The sequence below is a fragment of the Novosphingobium kaempferiae genome (assembly GCF_021227995.1).
GTDB lineage: Bacteria > Pseudomonadota > Alphaproteobacteria > Sphingomonadales > Sphingomonadaceae > Novosphingobium > Novosphingobium kaempferiae.
In genome coordinates this window covers 1,334,947-1,353,563 of the sequence record NZ_CP089301.1, presented here as the reverse complement: position 1 = coordinate 1,353,563, position 18,617 = coordinate 1,334,947, and the positions used below count along the sequence as shown (strand labels likewise).

Sequence of the window (18,617 nt, the reverse complement as noted above, 5' to 3'; positions counted from 1 at the left end):
GAAGCGAAGCAATCCAGTGATGCGCAAACCGCCCGGATTGCTTCGCTTCGCTCGCAATGACGAACCTTGGTTCGGACCGATCATAACCGCCCGAAAGTGAAAAGGCCGCTACCATCGCATCCCGGCCTATGCCAGAAGGCCGCGCATCGAAGGCCCCGCGAAGGGCCCGCCAGGATTGATTCACGCGAGGTCCACCGCTTGTCGCTGACACTGCTTGCCGCCGCCGCTCAGGCGCCCGAGCCCATCTACTGGGTCAACCTCGGCCTCAAGAACTATCTCTTCCGCCTCGGCAGCTTCGAGCTGCGCTGGTACTCGCTGGCCTATCTGGCGGGGATCGTGCTGGGTTACTGGCACTTGTCGCGGATGATAAAGTCGCCCGGTGCGCCGCTGGCGCAGCGCCATGCGGACGACCTGTTCTTCTATTGCACCATCGGCATCATCCTGGGCGGACGCCTCGGCTACGCCACGTTCTACACCGGCGGCAGTTCCGACATCCCGAGCCTGTGGCTGCATCCGGCGGAACTGGTGAAGCTGTGGCACGGCGGCATGAGCTTCCACGGTGGCCTGATCGGCGTGCTGCTGGCGATGCTGTGGGTGTCGTGGCGCAACCAGCTCAGCTTCGTGCGCGTGGCGGACTACATCTCGGTCTGCGTGCCGTTCGGCATGCTGTTCGGTCGCCTTGCGAACTTCGTGAACGGCGAACTGTGGGGCCGCGTCGTTTCCGGGCCGCTGCCCTGGGCGATGGTCTTCCCCGATGCCGGGCCGCTGCCGCGCCACCCCAGCCAGCTTTACGAAGCCGCGCTGGAGGGCCTGCTGATGATCCTTATCATGATCCCGCTGTTCTGGAAGACGCGCGCGCGGTTCCGCCCCGGCCTGCTGGTCGGCGTGTTCACCGCAGGCATCGCCTCGGCCCGCTTCACCGTCGAGTTCTTCCGTGAGCCCGACGCCCAGCTCCAGCACTTCGCGCAGGCGACCGGGCTGTCGATGGGCCAGTGGCTGACGATCCCGCTGATCCTGCTCGGCCTGTTCATGGTCGGCCGCGCGCTGACCCGGCCCGAGCTTTCGACGCGGCGGCCGATCGAGATCACCTGATGACCGACGAGGCGGCGGACGAGTCGCTGGCGGCCGTCTTCCGGCGGCTGATCGCCAACTACGGGCCGATCTCGCTCCAGAAGTACATGGGCGAATCGAACGCGCGCTATTACGCGGGCAAGGATCCGCTCGGCGGCGCGGGGGACTTCATCACCGCGCCCGAGATCAGCCAGATGTTCGGCGAACTGATCGGCCTGTGGCTGACTGACATCTGGATGCGCGCAGGTGCTCCGGCCAAAGTCCACTACGTCGAACTCGGCCCCGGTCGCGGCACGCTGGCGCGCGATGCGCTGCGGGTGATGCGACGGCAGGGCCTGTCCCCGCAGGTCCACCTCGTCGAAGGATCGGCGGCGCTGCGGGCGGAGCAGGCGAAGCTGGTCCCTGACGCGCAGTGGCATGACGACATGGCGAGCCTGCCGGGCGACGCGCCGATCCTTCTCGTCGGCAACGAATTCCTCGATGCGCTGCCGGTGCGCCAGATGGTGAAGACGCCCGAAGGCTGGCGTGAGCGCATGGTCGGCCTCGAAGGACGCCGGCTCGTGCCCGTCGCCGGGGACCGCCCGATGGACGCCGCCGTGCCCGAACACCTGATCGACGCGCCCGACCAGACCCTGATCGAGTCCTGCCCCGGCGCCGCCGCCGTGGTGGACGAGATCGCCGGTCGCCTGTCGCGGCAGGGCGGCGCGGCATTGCTGATCGACTATGGCTATGCCGAGCCGCAGACCGGCTCCACCCTGCAGGCGATCAGCGCGCACCGGAAGGTCGATCCCTTTGCCATGCCCGGCGAGGCGGACCTCACCTGCCTCGTCGACTTCGCGACCGCGGCGCAGGTAGCCGTCGCGGGCGGGGCGAAACACCTCGGCACGGTGACGCAGGGGGCCTTCCTGCGCGCGCTCGGCATCGAGATGCGCGCCGCGCAACTGAGCGGCGTTGCACCGCAGCAATCTTCTGCCATAAATTCGGCCCGGGATCGCTTGATCGATGAGGGGCAGATGGGGACTTTGTTCAAGGTGATGGGCCTTGCCGCGCAGGGCTGGCCGAACGGCGCGGCCTTCTGATGGCGACGGCAGCGCAAGGGCGCATGAATTCGGTCGCGCCTGATCGGCTGGAGAAGGCGCTGGGCGGCCTGTCCCTCGTCATGCTCGGTTTCGTGGCCGTCGCGGTGGTCAAGGGCATGGCGGAATGGGGCAACATCCCCGCCGTCATCTGGCTGCATCTGGCCACCATCGTCGTCGCGCTGGCGCTGACCCCGGTGCTGCTGTGGAAGCCGCGCGGGACGCCGGGACACCGCCAGATCGGCTATGTCTGGGCAGGCGCGATGTTCCTCACCGCGCTCGACAGCCTGCTGGTGACGACCAAGCCCGGCCATTTCAGCCCGATCCACCTGCTCTCGGTCTTCACGATCATCATGGTCCCCGTGCTGGTGCTCGCCGCCCGTCGCGGCAACGTGGCGCGCCACCGCCGCACCGTGCGCGGCCTCATCATCGGCGCGCTGCTGATCGCGGGGTTCTTCACCTTCCCGTTCAACCGCCTGCTGGGGCACTGGCTGTTCGGGTAGAACTTCCGTTCGTCATTGCGAGCGCAGCGAAGCAATCCAGCGTAGCGGACCGACCGTGGATTGCTTCGCTGCGCTCGCAATGACGAACTGAGGGGGACGGTCAACCCAAGCCGTTGGTCGATGCGGCAATGTCGCTCGTCGATTGAAATCCGGGAATGCTCCGATAGTCTGGCATCGCCGTGCGATTGCGCGTTCGTGCAAGGCGCGCAGCAACAGGGACATTTCCGGGAGCACCACCGTCATGAGACTCGGCACCGTTAGTCGCGCCGTTCTTCTCGCCGCCGCCTCGCTGGCGGCACTTTCCACGCCGATCCTGGCTACGCCTGCGCTGGCCGCGCCCAAGGCTGCCACCACCGCCCCCGCCAAGGCGCAAGTGCCGGTCGAATACCACAAGCTCGCCAATGGGCTCAAAGTGGTGATCTCGCCCGACCATTCGGTGCCTACCGCCACCGTCGGCGTCTACTACGGCATCGGCTTCCGTATCGAGCCGAAGGAGCGCACCGGATTCGCGCACCTGTTCGAGCACATGATGTTCCAGGGCTCGAAGAACCTCGGCAAGGCGGAGTTCATCGGCCTCGTCAACGCCAACGGCGGCGTGCTCAACGGCTCGACCCGGTTCGACTTCACGAACTACTACGAGGCGATCCCCAGCAACACGACCGAGACGTTCCTGTGGGCCGAGGCGGACCGCATGAAGGGCCTCGACATCACGCAGGACAACCTGACCAACCAGCAGGGCGTCGTGAAGAACGAGGTCAAGGTCAACGTCATCAACCAGCCCTACGGTGGTTTCCCGTGGCTCGACCTGCCGCAGCTGGCGAACACCAACTGGTACAATGCGCATAACTTCTACGGCGACCTCAAGGAGATCGACGCCGCGACGCTGACCGATGTGCAGCAGTTCTTCAAGGACTTCTACGCGCCCAACAACGCGGTGCTGGTGGTCGCGGGCGATGTCGATCCCAAGCAGGTCATGGCCTGGACCGAGAAGTACTTCGGGCCGATCCCGGCCTCGGCCAACCTCAAGTTCCCGGACATCTCCGAACCGCGCCAGACGGCGGAAAAGCGCTCGGAAAAGACTGACGCGCTGGCTCCGCAGCCGGCGCTGTCGTGGGCCTACCACGTCCCGCCCAAGGGCACGCCGGAATGGACCGCGATGCGCCTTATCGACCTCATGCTGATCCAGGGCGCGGACAGCCGGCTGACCAAGGTGCTGGTCAACGAGAAGGGCTATTCGGGCAACGTTTCGGGCGGGATCAACTGGCCGCTCGGCAGCGCCTACGACTACAACGGCCCGATGCTGTGGTCGGCGTTCCTGATCCACGGCCCGGAAGTGACCGACGATGCGATCCTGGCGGACATCGATGCGGTGGTGAAGGATCTGCAGGACAACCTCGTCACTCCCGCCGAACTCGCCCGCGCCAAGACCAAGGCCCGCTCGGAACTCTACGACACCGTGGGCGAGGGCTATCGCTTCGGCCTCGTCAACCTGCTCGCCAGCTTTGCGCTGTTCGAGGACGATCCGGGGCGCATCAACCGGCTGGATGCGGAGATCGAGAAGGTCACGCCTGACCTCATCCGCAAGACCGCGCGCGAATACCTGCGCCCCACCAACCGCACGATCATCACGCTGAAGCCCGGCGCCGCGGCCCCGGCTGCGGCCGCGAAGTGAGGGAGGGAGCCATGACCATGATCCGCATTCTCGCCCTGTCGACCGTGCTTTCCAGCGCTTTGGCACTCACCGCTACGCCCGCCATCGCCCGGGAAGCGCCGCCTGCCGCCGCTCCGGCCAAGCCCTTCGCGCTGCCGCCGTTGACCGAATTCACTCTCGCCAATGGCATGAAGGTGACGATGGCGCAGCACGGCAACGTGCCCAAGGTGACGATCGTCGCCAGCGTGCGCACCGGCAACATCGACGACGGCACCAACGTCTGGCTCGCCGACCTGACCGGCGGCCTCATGCAGAAGGGCGCGGGCGGCAAGGACGCCTCGCAACTGGCTGACGCTGCGGCGGGGATGGGCGGCGCGCTGTCGCTCTCGACCGGGCTCGATTCATCCTCGGCGACGATCGACGTGCTGAGCGAATCCGCGCCCGAGGCCGTGGCGCTCGCTGCCGACCTGCTCCAGCGCCCGGATTTCAGCGCGGCGGAACTGGAGAAGGTGCGCGCCGACATGCTGCGCAACCTGATGGTGGCCAAGTCCACGCCCGGCTCGATCGCGGCGGAGGCTTTCGCGGCGGCGCTCTATCCTGAGCATCCCTATGGCCGCACCTTCCCGACGCCGGAGCAGCTTTCGGGCTATTCGCTCGATCAGGTGAAGGCGTTCCATGCCGCCAACTTCGGAGCGGCGCGCACGCACCTCTACATCGTCGGCCGCTTCGATCCCGCGACCGTTCGCGCGGCGGTGGAGAAGGCGTTCGGCGGCTGGAAGGCGGGCTCCGCGCCCAGCGATCTTCCGGTGCCTGCCGATCCCGGCGCGAAGGTGGTGCTGCTCGACCGTCCCGGCGCGCCGCAGTCGACCGTGTGGATCGGCAAGCGCGTGGCGAAGCAGCGCTACGACCTCGACTTCCGGGCGGCCAACACGCTGCTCGGCGGCTACTTCTCCTCGCGCATCACCCGCAACATCCGCGAGGACAAGGGCTACACCTACTCGCCCGGCGCGGCGCTGACGCAGCGGGTGCAGGGCTCGAACTGGGTGGAGGACGCGGACATCACCGCCGAATCGACCGGTCCCGCCATCACCGAGATCTTCAAGGAGATCCGGCGCATGCAGGACACCCTGCCGACCGACGCGGAAGTGCAGGGCATCCGCAACTACATGAACGGCACCTTCGTGCTCGGTCTGTCGTCGCGCGACGGGCTGGCGGGGTCGCTGGCGAACCTCGACGTGCAGGGGCTGGGTGTCGACTACCTCAACGGCTACGTCGGCAAGGCGAGCGCGATCAAGGCCGCCGATTTCCAGACCTCGACCAAGCGCGAACTGCCGGTGGACGGGCTCAGCGTGATCGTCGTCGGCCCGCTGGAAAGCGTGCGTCCGCAGCTGGAGAAGGTGGCCGAGATCGCGCCGAAGCTGCCGAAGAAGTAAGGACCGCCGTTGCGCCTAGCCCTTCGACAGGCTCAGGGCGAGCGGGGTTGGTTTGAGATCGGGAGGGAGGCTGGTGCCTCTCTCCCTTTTTCTTGTTTCCGCTCAGGCTGAGCTTGTCGAAGCCCCGGCGTGCAAGGACGCTACGTCCCCGCCTTCTCCGCCAGCAGCGCAGGCGTCAGCACCTGCGGCAGCGTTTCGGCCCTGCCGTCCCGCCCGTACCAGACGTAGAGCGGCACGCCCGCCGCGCCCTGTTCGGTGAGGTAGCGGGTGATCGCCGGGTCGCGGCGGGTCCAGTCGCCGCGCAGGACGACGACCCCGGCTTTCTCGAACGCGGCCCTGGTGTCTTCGCGCTCGATGGCGGCGGCTTCGTTGACCTTGCAGGTGAGGCACCAGTCGGCGGTCATCCATACGAAGACCGGCTTGCCGCTCGCTCGAGCCTCCGCCAGCGCCTCGGGGGTGAAGGGCCGGGCGGCGATGATCGAGGCGGTTTCCTGCGCGTCGGGGCGCGGCTCAGGCATTGTCAGCACGCCGACGGCAAGCACCGCCAGCGTCGCGAAGGCGGGCATGACCGCCCGGTTTCCGCGCCGCTGCGCCCGCCCGACGAGGCCGAGCAGCGCCAGCGTCAGCGCGGCGAGCGCCAGCACGTAGGAAAGCGAGGCCGTGCCGCCGAGCCGCCAGACCAGCCACGCCAGCGCGGCGGCGGTCAGCGCCATCGGCACCGCCATGATCCGCCGGAACGTCACCATCCATTGGCCCGGACGCGGCAGGCGTGCGCGCAGGGCGGGCACGAAGGCGACGGCAAGGAAAGGCAGCGCGATGCCGAGGCCGAGCGTCGCGAACAGCGCCATGGCGGGCACGACCGGCAGCAGCAGCGCCGCGCCCATCGCGCTTGCCATGAACGGCCCGGTGCAGGGCGTTGCGACGAAGGCGGCGAGGAGGCCGGTCGCGAAGGCGCTTTGCGGGGAGCCTGCCGAGGCGAAGCCGGGCACGGAAAACTCGAACAGTCCCAGCAGGTTGGCCGTGATCGCCACTGCCAGTGCGAAGAGCGCGACGACGACGGCGGGCTCCTGCAGCTGGAAGGCCCAGCCCACCTGCTCGCCGCCCGCGCGCAGCGCCAGCAGCGCCGCGCCCAGCGCCAGACAGGCGGCGATCACGCCCGCCGCATAGGCCAGCCCCTCGATCCGCGCATGGGCCTCGCTCTCACCGGCGCGGGCGAGGCTGAGGGCTTTCAGCGAAAGGATCGGGAAGACGCAGGGCATCACGTTGAGCAGCAGCCCGCCCGCCAGCGCCGCCAGCAGCAGCCAGGGCAGCGCGGGGAGTTCGGGCGCCTCGGAGCCCGCGATCGGGGTGCCGCTGGTGGGCACCTGCCCGGGCTTCGCGCTCAGCGCGATGCCATTGCCCGCGCCGTCGAGCCGCAGAACCGCGTCGATGCCGGCGGCATCCTGCGGTGCGAACTTCGCGCGCGGGATCGTCACCAGCAGGACGTCGCCCTTGCGGCTGAAAGTCTGCGCGGCGGCGTAGTCGACCAGCTTGTCCTGCGCGACGAAGAGGTGCGGGGCCTCCAGCGCGACCGATGCCGGAAGCGGGATGGCAAGGCGTAACAGCTTGTCGTTCAAGGAAAACAGCGCCGCCGCGTCGAGCGGGGCAGGCAGGGCGCGGGTCCATTCGTCGAAGCGCTTGTCGTGCGGTGCGCCGGGGACGATCTCGGTCGCGAGTTCGGCGCGTTCGGGGACGCAGATCTGCTCGGTACAGGCCAGCCACTGCGCCTTCACGCGCACCGGAAACCGGCCGGAATCCGCCGGAAACGTGACCGGGACGAGCACCGCGTACTCGCTTTCGTAGACGTGGTTCATCAGCCCCTGAACGACCAGCGTGCGTGGCACCGGATAGCGGGGATCGCCGGTCTTCACGCCCTCCGGAAGCTCCCATGACAGCTGCATGCCGAGGCCCGCGTCGCCCGGGTTGACCCAATAGCCGTGCCAGCCCTTTTCGGGCGTCATGCGGATCGCAAGCGTCGCTTTTCCGCTGCTTTCCGTGCCCGAGACAAGCTCTGCGGCGATGTGGTTGGGGGCTGCTCGGGCCGGTACTGAAAGGAACCAAGCGGCACACAGAAGTGCGAGAGCGTGACACAGAACCGTCACAGGCAGGGAGTAGCGGCGGCTTTGCATGGTGCTCCGTGGCGTTTGGCGGCCCTTGCCTTCGGGCGGCGATCCGGTCATCGAAGCATCTGCCCCCAACGCCCGGACTTTTCAAGGAACCTCCCCCGATGCGCCTGCCGCTCTCCTCGCTCGTTGTGGCCCTTGCGCTCGGCTCGGCCATCCCTGCCTTCGCGCAGGACGCCGCGCCCGCTGCACCTGCTCCCGCCGCCCCGACTTCGGCACCTGCTCCGCAGACGCCGCCGAAGCTGATTGTCGCGATCTCGGTGGACCAGTATTCGGCGGACCTGTTCCAGCAGTATCGCGAGCGGTACACCAAGGGCCTCAACCGGCTGCTGCAGGGCGCGGTGTTCCCCTCGGGCTTCCAGTCGCACGCGGCGACGGAGACCTGCCCCGGCCATTCGACGCTGCTGACCGGCGTGCATCCGAACCGCACCGGCATCGTCGCCAACGACTGGTTCGTCCCCGGCATCGCCCGCGCCGACAAGAAGGTCTACTGCTCGGAGGACGAGAGCGATCCCAAGAGCAGTTCCGAGGATTCGGTCATCAAGCCGGACCATCTCAAGGCGCCGACGCTGGGCGACCTGATGAAGGCGAAGAACCCCAAGTCGATCAACGCTGCCGTCTCGTTCAAGGACCGCGCGGTGGTGATGATGGGCGGCCACACCACCGATGCCGCCTACTGGATCAAGGGCAAGGGCTTCGTCACTTACGCGGACCGCAAGATCACCCCTGCCGTGGTCGCGCAGAACACCGCGATCGCGAGCGCGGTGGCGACGGGGTCGGGCGACATGCCGGTGCCGGACTGGTGTGGCGGCGTGGACCATGCCGTCGACGTGGGCGGCTTCACCATCGGCACCTTCCGCTTCCCGTTCAAGGCCGGTGACTTCAAGGGCTACTTCAACAGCCCGCGCACCGACGAGATGACCACCGACATGGCCATCCGCATGCTGGACGAAATGCCGCTCGGCAAGGACGACGTGCCCGACGTGCTCTCGGTCAGCTATTCGGCCACCGACAAGGTGGGCCACGCCTTCGGCAACGAGGGTGTCGAGATGTGCATCCAGATGAACACGCTTGACCAGACCATCGGCAAGCTGCTGAACGCGCTGGACGCGCGCGGCATCGACTATGCCGTGGTGCTGAGCGCCGACCACGGCGGCGCCGACGCGCCCGAGCGCATGAAGCTGCAGGGCGTGCCCGACGCAAGCCGCCTCGATCCGGCGCTGACCGGCGATGCGCTGTCGGCTTCGGTCTCCAAGGCCACCGGCATCACCGTCAAGGACGGCCCGCTGCTCTACGGCGCGGGTTCCTCGGGCGACATCTGGCTCAATGCCGGGCTCGATGCGAAGCAGCGCCAGAAGGTCATCGCCGAACTGGTCGCCGAACTGAAGGCCAATCCGCAGATTTCGGGCGTCTACACCGCCGACGAACTCAAGAAGGTCAAGGTGCCGAGCGGCCACCCGCAGGACTGGACCGAGATCGAGCGCGTCGCCGCCTCGTTCTATCCCGAGCGTTCGGGCGAAGTGCTGATGATGACCAAGCGCGCCGTCGTTCCGGGCACCAAGGCGGTCCCCGGCTACACCGCGACGCACGGCAGCCCGTGGGACTACGATCGCCGCGTGCCGATGCTGTTCTGGCGTTCCGGCATGACCCGCATGGAGCAGGCCCAGCCGGTCGAGACGGTGGACATCGCCCCGACCCTTGCCGCGCTGATCGGCCTGACCGCGCCCGTCGGTACGTGGGACGGAAGGTGCCTCGACATCTACGCCGGGGAGGCCGATAGCTGCTCGCGATGAGCGACTCGAATACCGGTAACGCTGCGGCCGAACGCCGCGACCTGATCATCCTGGGCGGCGGCCTCGTCGGCATGACGCTGGCGCTCGCCGCTGCCCGGGCCGGGATCACCGCCCATGTGATCGACCGCGCCGACCCCGCCGATCTGGTGGCGGAAGGCGCGGACGGGCGCGCCTCGGCGATCTCGACTGCCAGCTGGAACCTCTTCGCCAACATCGGCCTCGCGCCCGCGCTGGAGAAGCTGGGCTGCCCGATCGATTCGATCGCGGTGACGGACGGGATGAAGCCGGGCCGGATCGACTTCACGCCCAAGCCGGAAGAAGGTTCGCTGGGCCGCATGTTCGCCAACCGCGACTTGCGCATCGCCCTGTTCGATGCCGCACGGCAGGAACCGAACATCGCCTGGCACGTCCGCACCGAAGCCGTGCGCAAGGATCGCGGCGCCCACGGCGTCGAGGTGGAGCTTTCGGACGGGCGCGTCATCACCGGCTCGCTGCTGGTCGCGGCGGAAGGCCGCCAGTCGCCCACCCGCGACGAGGCCGGCTTCGCGCTCGCCAAGTGGGAATACAACCACCGCGCCTTCGTGACCGGGCTGTTCCACGAGAAACCGCACGGCAACACCGCCTGGGAAATCTTCTATCCGGCAGGGCCTTTCGCGCTGCTGCCGCTGCTCGACGACGATCAGGGCCGCCACCGCAGCGCGCTCGTCTGGACCGTCGCGGAAAAGGACGCTGCGGGCGTGATCGCCATGCCCGACGCTATGTTCGTCAACGAAGTGTTCGAGCGGATGCACGGCGTCTTCGGCAAGATCGAACTGTCCGCCCCGCGCATGAGCTATCCCCTGCGCTTCCATCACGCGGGCCGCGTGGTGGAGCAGCGCCTCGCGGTGATCGGCGATGCCGCCCACGGCATGCACCCCATCGCCGGGCAGGGCCTGAACCTTGGCCTGCGCGACGTCGGCGCGCTGGTGGAAGTGCTGGTCGAAGGCATGCGCCTCGGCCTCGAACCGGGCGATGCGCAGATGCTGGCGCGCTACGAGAAGTGGCGCAGCCTCGACACCCTGATGGTCATGGCCGCGACCGACGGGCTGACCCGCCTGTTCGGCGTCCCCGGTCGCGCGGCCAGCGCCGTGCGCCGCCTCGGCATGGGGACGGTCCAGCGCACTCCGCTGCTCAAGCGCTTCTTCATGGACGAGGCGCGCGGCATGTCGGGCAAGCTGCCGGAACTGCTGCAGGCCTGAGGGGAGCCCCCTTCGTCGTCATCGCGAGCGTAGCGAAGCAATCCACGGTCGGCCCCTATCTTGCATTGGGCCGCTGGATTGCTTCGCTACGCTCGCAATGACGAAGGTTTGAGTGCTGAGCCTGCCGAAGCATCGAAGGGCCGAAGCCCCAACCTCACCCCATCAAAATCCGGTCCAGCGCCAGCCGGAACTTCGCCATTTCCTCGGTCGAGCCGACGGTGATGCGCGACATCTTCGGATAGGCGGTCCACGACCGGCCGATCTGGATACCCTGCTGCTGGAACGCGGCGACCATCTGCGCGGGGGTGCGGTCTTTCCACTCGACCATCAGCATGTTGGCGCGGCTGCCGGGCAGCACCTTCAGCCCGCGCCGGGTCAGGTGCGCCACCGTGTCGTCGCGTACCGCCGCCATCTGCGTGCGGCGCGTGGCGATCTCGTTCGCAAGCGGGAGCGAGGCGGTGCCGCAGGCCACGGCGGTCATCGGCAGCATGCTCGTCACCAGCATGCCGTCGTAGCGCATCATGCGATCGTGCAGCCCCTTGCCCGCCACCGTCATGCCAAGGCGCATCCCCGCCATGGCGAAGAGCTTGGAGAAGGTGCGCATCACGATCACGTCGTCGCGCGTGGCGGCAAGCCGGATGGCGCTGGGCGCGTCGGCGAAGTGGATATAGGCTTCGTCCACCAGCAGCACCGCGTCCTTCGCCTTGTTCTCGGCCAGCCAGGCGATGTCCTCCACCGGGGTCAGCGTGCCGGTGGGATTGTTGGGCGAGCAGACGTAGTAGAGCCCGGCGTTGGGATCGGCGGTCAGCATGGCGCGCACGTCATGGCGGTAGTCGGCGGTCAGCGGAACTTTCGATACTTTGGCGCCGAGCCATGCACCCGCCGCCCAGATCGGCTCGAACGTCGGGTCTGCGGTGACGATACCGCGCGTGGGCGAGGCGAACGTGACGGCGCTGCGCAGGAACGGATCGCTGGAGCCGGGCCACGCGGTGATGCGCTCTATCGGCACGCCTTCGATTCTCGAGAAAGTCTCCAGCAGCCGAAAGTAATCGCCGGCGGGCTCGTAGCGGTTGCCCTGCGACACGATCCGCATCGCCGCGTCGACCCCGGCGGGGAAGGGGCCGGTCCAGCACTCGTTGCTGTCGAGGCGGATGGCGCCCGGTGCTGCGGTGGGCACTTGCGCCAGCCCCGGCGCGGCCTGCGCGGCGGCGATCCCTCCGCCCAGCAGCGCGGCGACGCGCCCGAAGCTGCGGCGGCTGTACCCGCGCGCGATCAGGTCGTCGCTGATCTCATCGGTAAATGCGGGGGCGGCGGCTTGGTCCATGGGCGTCTCCTGCTGCACGACGAAAACGGCAGGGGGAGCGCGGTGGCCATGCGGAACTGCGCCCGTGCGCCGGTCCCGCGTCCTTTCCTGAGATCGCGATGATGCCTCAGGATTGCTGCACTGCAAAGCGGCAGAAACAGACGGCGGGCGAGGTTTCCCCCGCCCGCTGTAAATGCGTCAGACGTCGAGGTTGGCGACGTTGAGCGCGTTTTCCTGGATGAAGTCGCGGCGCGGTTCGACGATGTCGCCCATCAGGCGGGTGAATATCTCGTCGGTCACGTCGGCGTCCTCGACCTTGACCTGCAGCAGCACGCGGTTCTCCGGGTCCAGCGTGGTTTCCCAGAGCTGTTCCGCGTTCATCTCGCCCAGACCCTTGTAGCGGGCGATCGACAGGCCCTTGCGGCCTGCGGCGAGCACCAGCGCGAGGAGCTGACTCGGGCGCGTGATGACGTCGCCGCCCAGCGCGGGGCGGGCAGCGACGGGCTCGTCCTCACCTTCGACCTCGACGGTGTTGAGCGTCTCGGCCTCGGGCTCTGCGGCGGCGGTCGCGCGCACGAGGCGGGCGGTGCCGGCGTAGACTTCGGCGTTCTCCGCCGCGAGGCGGGCGAGCTTGCGCGCCTCGGCGCTGGAGAGGAAGCTGCCCTCGATCTTGTGGTGATCGGTGACGCCGCGCCACAGGCGCTCGACCTCGACGGTGCCGTCTTCCGACAGGCGGGCGGACCAGCGCGCCTCGGTGTCGCCACGGTCGAGCCATGCCGCCGTGCGGGCCAGCGCCGCGTTGCGTGCGTCGGTCGACAGGTCGGGCTCGAACGTGCCGGCCAGCGCCAGCGCCTCGATGATGGTCGGATCGTAGCGGCGCGGCACGAAGGCCATCAGGTTGCGCAGGCGGATCGCGTGTTCGACCAGCGCTTCGAGGTCAGTCCCCGAACGCGCACCACCGGAGCTTTCGAGCATGCGCCCGCTGAGCCCGGCCTCGACCAGGTAGCGGTCGAGAGCGGCGCCGTCCTTGAGGTAGACCTCCGAACGGCCCTTGGCGACCTTGTAGAGCGGCGGCTGGGCGATGAAGAGGTGCCCGGCGCGGATGATGTCCGGCATCTGGCGGTGGAAGAACGTCAGCAGCAGGGTGCGGATGTGCGCACCGTCGACGTCTGCGTCGGTCATGATGACGATCTTGTGGTAGCGCAGCTTCTCGAGATTGAAGTCGTCGCGGATGCCGGTGCCCATCGCCTGGATCAGCGTGCCGACTTCCTTGGACGAGATGATGCGGTCGAACCGCGCGCGCTCCACGTTGAGGATCTTGCCCTTGAGCGGCAGGATCGCCTGCGTCTTGCGGTCACGCCCCTGCTTCGCGGAGCCGCCTGCCGAGTCACCCTCGACCAGGAACAGTTCGCAGAGCGAGGGATCGCGCTCCTGGCAATCGGCCAGCTTGCCGGGGAGCGAGGCGATGTCCATCGCGCCCTTGCGGCGGGTCAGTTCGCGGGCCCGCTTGGCGGCTTCGCGGGCGGCGGCGGCGTCGATGATCTTCTGGACGATCGCCTTGGCGTGGGCGGGGTTCTCCTCCAGCCAGTCGTTCATGCGGTCGGCCATCAGGCTTTCCAGCGGCTGGCGCACTTCGGAGGAGACCAGCTTGTCCTTGGTCTGCGACGAGAACTTGGGATCGGGCAGCTTGACCGAGACGATCGCGGTCAGACCCTCGCGCATGTCGTCGCCGGTCAGCGAGACCTTCTCCTTCTTCAGCAGCCCGGACTTCTCCGAGTAGCTGTTGAGGGTGCGGGTCAGCGCCGCGCGGAACGCTGCGAGGTGAGTGCCGCCGTCACGCTGCGGGATGTTGTTGGTGAAGCACAGGACGTTTTCGTAGTACGAATCGTTCCACTCCAGCGCGACGTCGATGCCGATGCCATCACGCTCGGACGAGATCGCGATGGGCTCGGCCAGCAGCGCGGTCTTGTTGCGGTCGAGGTACTTCACGAAGGCCGCGATGCCGCCTTCGTAGAACAGGTCGTGCTCCTTGATCTCCTCATGGCGCTTGTCGCGCAGCTTGATGCGCACGCCCGAGTTGAGGAAGGCCAGCTCGCGGTAGCGGTGCTCGAGCTTGTCGAAATCGAACTCGGTGACGTTCTTGAACGTCTCGGTCGAGGCGAGGAAGGTCACGCGGGTGCCCTTCTTGAAGCCGTTGTCGTCGGGGTTCTGGTCCGACTTGGGGGCGGGGCCCTTGACCACAAGCGGCGCCACGGCATCGCCGTGCGCGAACTTCATCCAGTGCTCCTGACCCTCGCGCCAGATGGTCAGCTCCAGCCATTCCGACAGCGCGTTCACCACCGAGACGCCGACGCCATGGAGGCCGCCGGACACCTTGTAGGCGTTGTCGTCCGAGGTGTTCTCGAACTTACCGCCCGCGTGGAGCTGGGTCATGATGACTTCGGCGGCCGAGACGCCTTCTTCCGGGTGGATGCCGGTGGGAATGCCGCGGCCGTTGTCCTCCACCGAAACCGAACCGTCGGCGTTGAGCTCGATCAGAACGAGATCGCAGTGCCCCGCCAGAGCCTCGTCGATGGCGTTATCCGATACCTCGAACACCATGTGGTGCAGGCCCGAGCCGTCGTCGGTATCGCCGATGTACATGCCGGGGCGCTTCCGGACCGCGTCGAGGCCCTTGAGCACCTTGATCGAGTCGGCGCCGTAGGAGTTCTGGTTCTTGTTTTCGGGTGAGCTAGCCATAGCGAGCATATAGGGTTTGAGGGGCGCAAACCCAAGCGAAACCCGCGCGGAAGCGGGGGTTTTCCACAAGGGTGCGACAAGGCTGCGACGTGGGTGCATCGGGCCTGCGCGGGGCACGGTTCATCGCCGGCGCTCGGTCTGTCTGAAGCGGGGCCACGCTTGCCGCCGACATGTCGGAAAAGTGTAATCTGTCCGTAGAACGGTGAATCTAGAAAATAGAAAAGAACAGATTTTACGATGCCTTGAATAATTAACCCCCGATTAGGTCTATCTGCATAGCCTGCCTCTTCGAAGGGGTGAGTATTCATGCAAGACCAGCGTACGATGCAGGCCCTCGTCTGGCCTGACGTGGCCAAGGCCGCGTGCATCCTGCTCGTGGTGATGATGCACAGCGGTGATCACATCCTGACGCTGCCCTGGGCGCACAAGGACCAGCTCGCGCACGGGTGGCTCATGGTCAACGGCTTCATCCGCCCGGTGCGGATGCCGCTGTTCTTCCTTGTCTCCGGCCTGCTCGCCTCGGATTCGATCGTGCGCCCGCGCGAGAATACGCGGCGCAACCGTCTGGTGCGGCCGCTGTACCTCTATATGGCCTGGGGCGTGGCCTATCAGCTGCTGATGCCGCTGGGGGCGGAGCCGACGTGGTTCACGCTCTCGATCGACAATGCCTTCCTGCCGATCCTGATGCTGGTGGTCATGTCGTGGTATCTCGCCGCGCTCGGCATCTACTACGTCTTCACGCGCGTGACCCTGCCGCTTCCGCTTCCCGTCATCCTGGCGCTGTGTGCGGGACTGTCGGCTCTCGGCACGATCTACGGTCCGGATCTCATCGGGCATCAGCACAAGGTGCTGCGCTGCGCATTCTTCTTCGTCGCCGGGGTGCGCATGAAGGATGCGGTGCTCGAATTCGTGGCGCGCGCGACGCTGCTGCGCGCCGCGCCGCTGTGCGCGGGCTTCGTCGCAGGGGCGCTGATCTGCCTGAAGTACAACACCTTCCTCCTGCCGGTGGACGTCCTGGCGGTGGCGGCGGGAGCATCGCTCTGCGCGGTCGCGGCAAGGCGGATCGCGGCGTTGAAGGCGCCGGCGATGTGGCTGGCGGGGCGGACGCTGCCGATCTACCTCCTGCATTTCCTTGTGCTGCCGCTGCTGGCCTATCTCGTCGGGCGCCATGCGGCGCCGCTGCTCGGCAGCTTCTGGCTGGGGCTGGCCTACCCGATCCTCGCGGTTCCGCTGGTGGTGGGAGTCTCGCTCGCCATCCATGCCGTGCTCATGCGGGCGAGGGGCGGGTGGCTGTTCGACCTGCCGCGCTTCCGGTTCCCGGCGCGCCAGTCCGCACCCGCTCTGGCTCCTGTCTGAGCGGCACGAACAAAAAAGGCGGCCCGTAGGCCGCCCTTTTCGTGGGTAATTCGGATTTCGCCCCCTCAGGCCTGACGTCTCAGGCGAGGGTGAGCGCGAACGCCAGTGCGCTGGTGCCCAGCGCGGCGGCGAACCCGAACGTGCGATGCACGAGGGTCATAAAAAGCTCCTGCAAACATTCTTTTCGTTCTATCGCATGTACAGAGCGTTCCGGCGCTCCGTGCTGCGACGCGGCAAATAGCGATGCCTAAAATTTGCGCAAATTCAAAAGCAGCAACCTGAGTTGCAGAATGTGCAATAAAACTGTCATTTTCGGTGCAAGACGCTCAAGTGAGGTAGCGAAAATCCAGAGATTTGTGTGAAGTGCGAGACCATTCGCTTCTCTGCGGATCGCGCCGTTGAAGTCTGTACCCTAAGTGGCAGGTGATCGCAGTGGCGGTGTATGCCTAAATTTTAGGCACATCGTCATTGTGCGGTCGCTCAATGCCCGCTTGAGTCCCATCTTCCCGCAATTCCCTGCCGCCGCCTCCCTACATTCCCCACCCCGCAGGGCTGGACAGCAAACGCGCGCGCGATTAGGTGCCCGCCATGAATATCCAGCCCTCCGAATCCGTCCTGATCGTCGACTTCGGCAGCCAGGTGACCCAGCTCATCGCACGCCGCGTGCGCGAGGCCGGCGTCTACTCCGAGATCGCGCCCTTCAACGCCGCCGAGGAAGCGTTCCGCCGCATGAACCCGGTGGGCATCATCCTCTCCGGCTCGCCCGCCTCGGTGCTGGACGAGAACGGCCCGCGCATCCCCGACGTCATCCTCGAAAGCGGCCGCCCGATGCTTGGCATCTGCTACGGCCAGCAGTCGCTGATGCACCAGATGGGCGGCGAAGTGACCGGTGGCGACGGCGGTGAGTTCGGTCGCGCCTTCATCGAGATCGCCGACGAGTGCGCGCTGTTCAACGGCCTGTGGAAGGTCGGCGAGACGCACCAGGTCTGGATGAGCCACGGCGACAAGGTGACCAGCCTCGCCCCCGGCTTCCGCCCGGTCGCCTCCAGCCCCGGCGCACCTTTCGCGGTCATCGCGAACGACGAGAAGCGCATCTACGCGATGCAGTTCCACCCCGAGGTCGTCCACACGCCCGACGGCGGCAAGCTGCTCAAGAATTTCGTGCGCCACGTCTGCGGCCTCGCCGGCGACTGGACCATGGCCGAGTTCCGCAAGACCAAGATCGACGAGATCCGCGCGCAGGTCGGCGAAGGCCGCGTGATCTGCGGCCTGTCGGGCGGCGTCGATTCGGCGGTGGCGGCTGTCCTCATCCACGAGGCGATCGGCGACCAGCTCACCTGCGTCTTCGTCGACCACGGCCTGATGCGCATGGGCGAGGCCGATCAGGTCGTCAGCCTTTTCCGCGGCCACTACAACATCCCGCTGGTCCACGTCGACGCCTCGACGCTGTTCCTCAAGGGGCTCGAGGGCGTCACCGACCCCGAGGCGAAGCGCAAGTTCATCGGCAAGACCTTCATCGACGTGTTCGAGGACGAGGCGAAGAAGATCGGCGGCGCCGAGTTCCTCGCGCAGGGCACGCTCTATCCCGACGTGATCGAGAGCGTGTCGTTCACCGGCGGCCCCTCGGTCACGATCAAGAGCCACCACAACGTCGGCGGCCTGCCCGAGCGCATGAACATGAAGCTCGTCGAGCCGCTGCGCGAACTGTTCAAGGACGAAGTGCGCGAACTCGGCCGCGAACTGGGCCTGCCCGACGTCTTCGTCGGTCGCCACCCGTTCCCCGGACCGGGCCTGGCCATCCGCATTCCCGGCGAAGTCAGCCGCGAGCGCTGCGACATCCTGCGCAAGGCCGACGCGGTCTACCTCGAGGAAATCCGCAACGCCGGTCTCTATGACGCGATCTGGCAGGCTTTCGCGGTGCTGCTGCCGGTCAAGACCGTGGGCGTCATGGGCGACGGCCGCACCTACGACAGCGTCTGCGGCCTGCGCGCGGTCACCTCGACCGACGGCATGACGGCGGACATCTACCCCTTCGACGCCGCCTTCCTCAGCCGCGTCGCGACCCGCATCATCAACGAGGTCAAGGGCATCAACCGCGTGGTCTACGACTACACCTCGAAGCCGCCCGGCACGATCGAGTGGGAGTGATCCTTCCGGATTTGCATTGAACAGGGAGCGCGGTCGGAGACGGTCGCGCTCCCTTTCGTTTGCAGCCTTGCAATAGCCAGTTGCAGAAATTCGCGGCAAGTCTAACCGCTTGTTCCTTATAGCCAATGTCGCCTGCTGCTATCA

General features: G+C 67.1%; 12 protein-coding genes. 9 read left to right on the top strand and 3 right to left on the bottom strand.

The annotated features are described in order from the left end of the window. Window positions 1-198: 198 nt before the first annotated feature. From lgt to LO787_RS06265, 5 genes are all read left to right on the top strand, one after another. Window positions 199-1,092 carry a prolipoprotein diacylglyceryl transferase gene (gene lgt / locus LO787_RS06285; RefSeq protein ID WP_232494993.1) on the top strand — a complete coding sequence of 298 codons (894 nt, stop codon included), beginning with the start codon at window positions 199-201 and terminating at the stop codon, window positions 1,090-1,092. Beyond that, window positions 1,092-2,150 (top strand): class I SAM-dependent methyltransferase, encoded by a 1,059-nt coding sequence (locus tag LO787_RS06280; RefSeq protein WP_232494992.1) that lies wholly within the window; start codon window positions 1,092-1,094, stop codon window positions 2,148-2,150. The genes lgt and LO787_RS06280 overlap by 1 nt, the downstream gene beginning before the upstream one ends. After that, a complete protein-coding gene (locus LO787_RS06275; protein WP_232494991.1) occupies window positions 2,150-2,650 on the top strand; it encodes a DUF2306 domain-containing protein in 501 nt (166 codons plus the stop codon). Before LO787_RS06280 ends, LO787_RS06275 begins: the two co-directional genes overlap by 1 nt. Window positions 2,651-2,891: 241 nt before the next feature. Further along, window positions 2,892-4,322, top strand: a complete 1,431-nt coding sequence (locus tag LO787_RS06270; RefSeq protein WP_232494990.1) for a M16 family metallopeptidase — start codon at window positions 2,892-2,894, stop codon at window positions 4,320-4,322. Window positions 4,323-4,333: 11 nt separating this feature from the next. Beyond that, the gene (locus tag LO787_RS06265; RefSeq protein WP_232494989.1) at window positions 4,334-5,734 is read left to right on the top strand and encodes a M16 family metallopeptidase; all 1,401 of its coding nucleotides are present in this window, start codon (window positions 4,334-4,336) and stop codon (window positions 5,732-5,734) included. 140 nt (window positions 5,735-5,874) lie between these two features. Here the strand turns inward: LO787_RS06265 and LO787_RS06260 are convergent, their stop codons facing one another. Further along, window positions 5,875-7,902, bottom strand: coding sequence for a protein-disulfide reductase DsbD family protein (locus LO787_RS06260; RefSeq protein ID WP_232494988.1), 2,028 nt, complete (start codon window positions 7,900-7,902; stop codon window positions 5,875-5,877). Window positions 7,903-8,000: 98 nt separating this feature from the next. Between LO787_RS06260 and LO787_RS06255 the strand changes: the two genes are divergently transcribed. Continuing rightward, entirely contained in the window at window positions 8,001-9,689 is a 1,689-nt protein-coding gene (locus tag LO787_RS06255; protein WP_232494987.1) for an alkaline phosphatase family protein, read from the top strand. Then, a complete protein-coding gene (locus LO787_RS06250; RefSeq protein ID WP_232494986.1) occupies window positions 9,686-10,927 on the top strand; it encodes a UbiH/UbiF/VisC/COQ6 family ubiquinone biosynthesis hydroxylase in 1,242 nt (413 codons plus the stop codon). Before LO787_RS06255 ends, LO787_RS06250 begins: the two co-directional genes overlap by 4 nt. A 154-nt stretch (window positions 10,928-11,081) precedes the next feature. Here the strand turns inward: LO787_RS06250 and LO787_RS06245 are convergent, their stop codons facing one another. Together LO787_RS06245 and gyrB are read right to left on the bottom strand one after the other, a co-directional pair. After that, a complete protein-coding gene (locus tag LO787_RS06245; RefSeq protein WP_232494985.1) occupies window positions 11,082-12,251 on the bottom strand; it encodes a pyridoxal phosphate-dependent aminotransferase in 1,170 nt (389 codons plus the stop codon). A gap of 177 nt (window positions 12,252-12,428) precedes the next feature. Then, a complete protein-coding gene (gene gyrB, locus LO787_RS06240; RefSeq protein ID WP_232494984.1) occupies window positions 12,429-14,969 on the bottom strand; it encodes a DNA topoisomerase (ATP-hydrolyzing) subunit B in 2,541 nt (846 codons plus the stop codon). Window positions 14,970-15,275: 306 nt separating this feature from the next. On the opposite strand from gyrB, the gene LO787_RS06235 reads away from it, so the two are divergent. Together LO787_RS06235 and guaA are read left to right on the top strand one after the other, a co-directional pair. Further along, a complete protein-coding gene (locus tag LO787_RS06235) occupies window positions 15,276-16,325 on the top strand; it encodes an acyltransferase family protein (protein WP_232494983.1) in 1,050 nt (349 codons plus the stop codon). 588 nt (window positions 16,326-16,913) lie between these two features. Then, a complete protein-coding gene (guaA, locus tag LO787_RS06230; protein ID WP_232494982.1) occupies window positions 16,914-18,473 on the top strand; it encodes a glutamine-hydrolyzing GMP synthase in 1,560 nt (519 codons plus the stop codon). The last annotated feature ends 144 nt before the right edge of the window (window positions 18,474-18,617 follow it).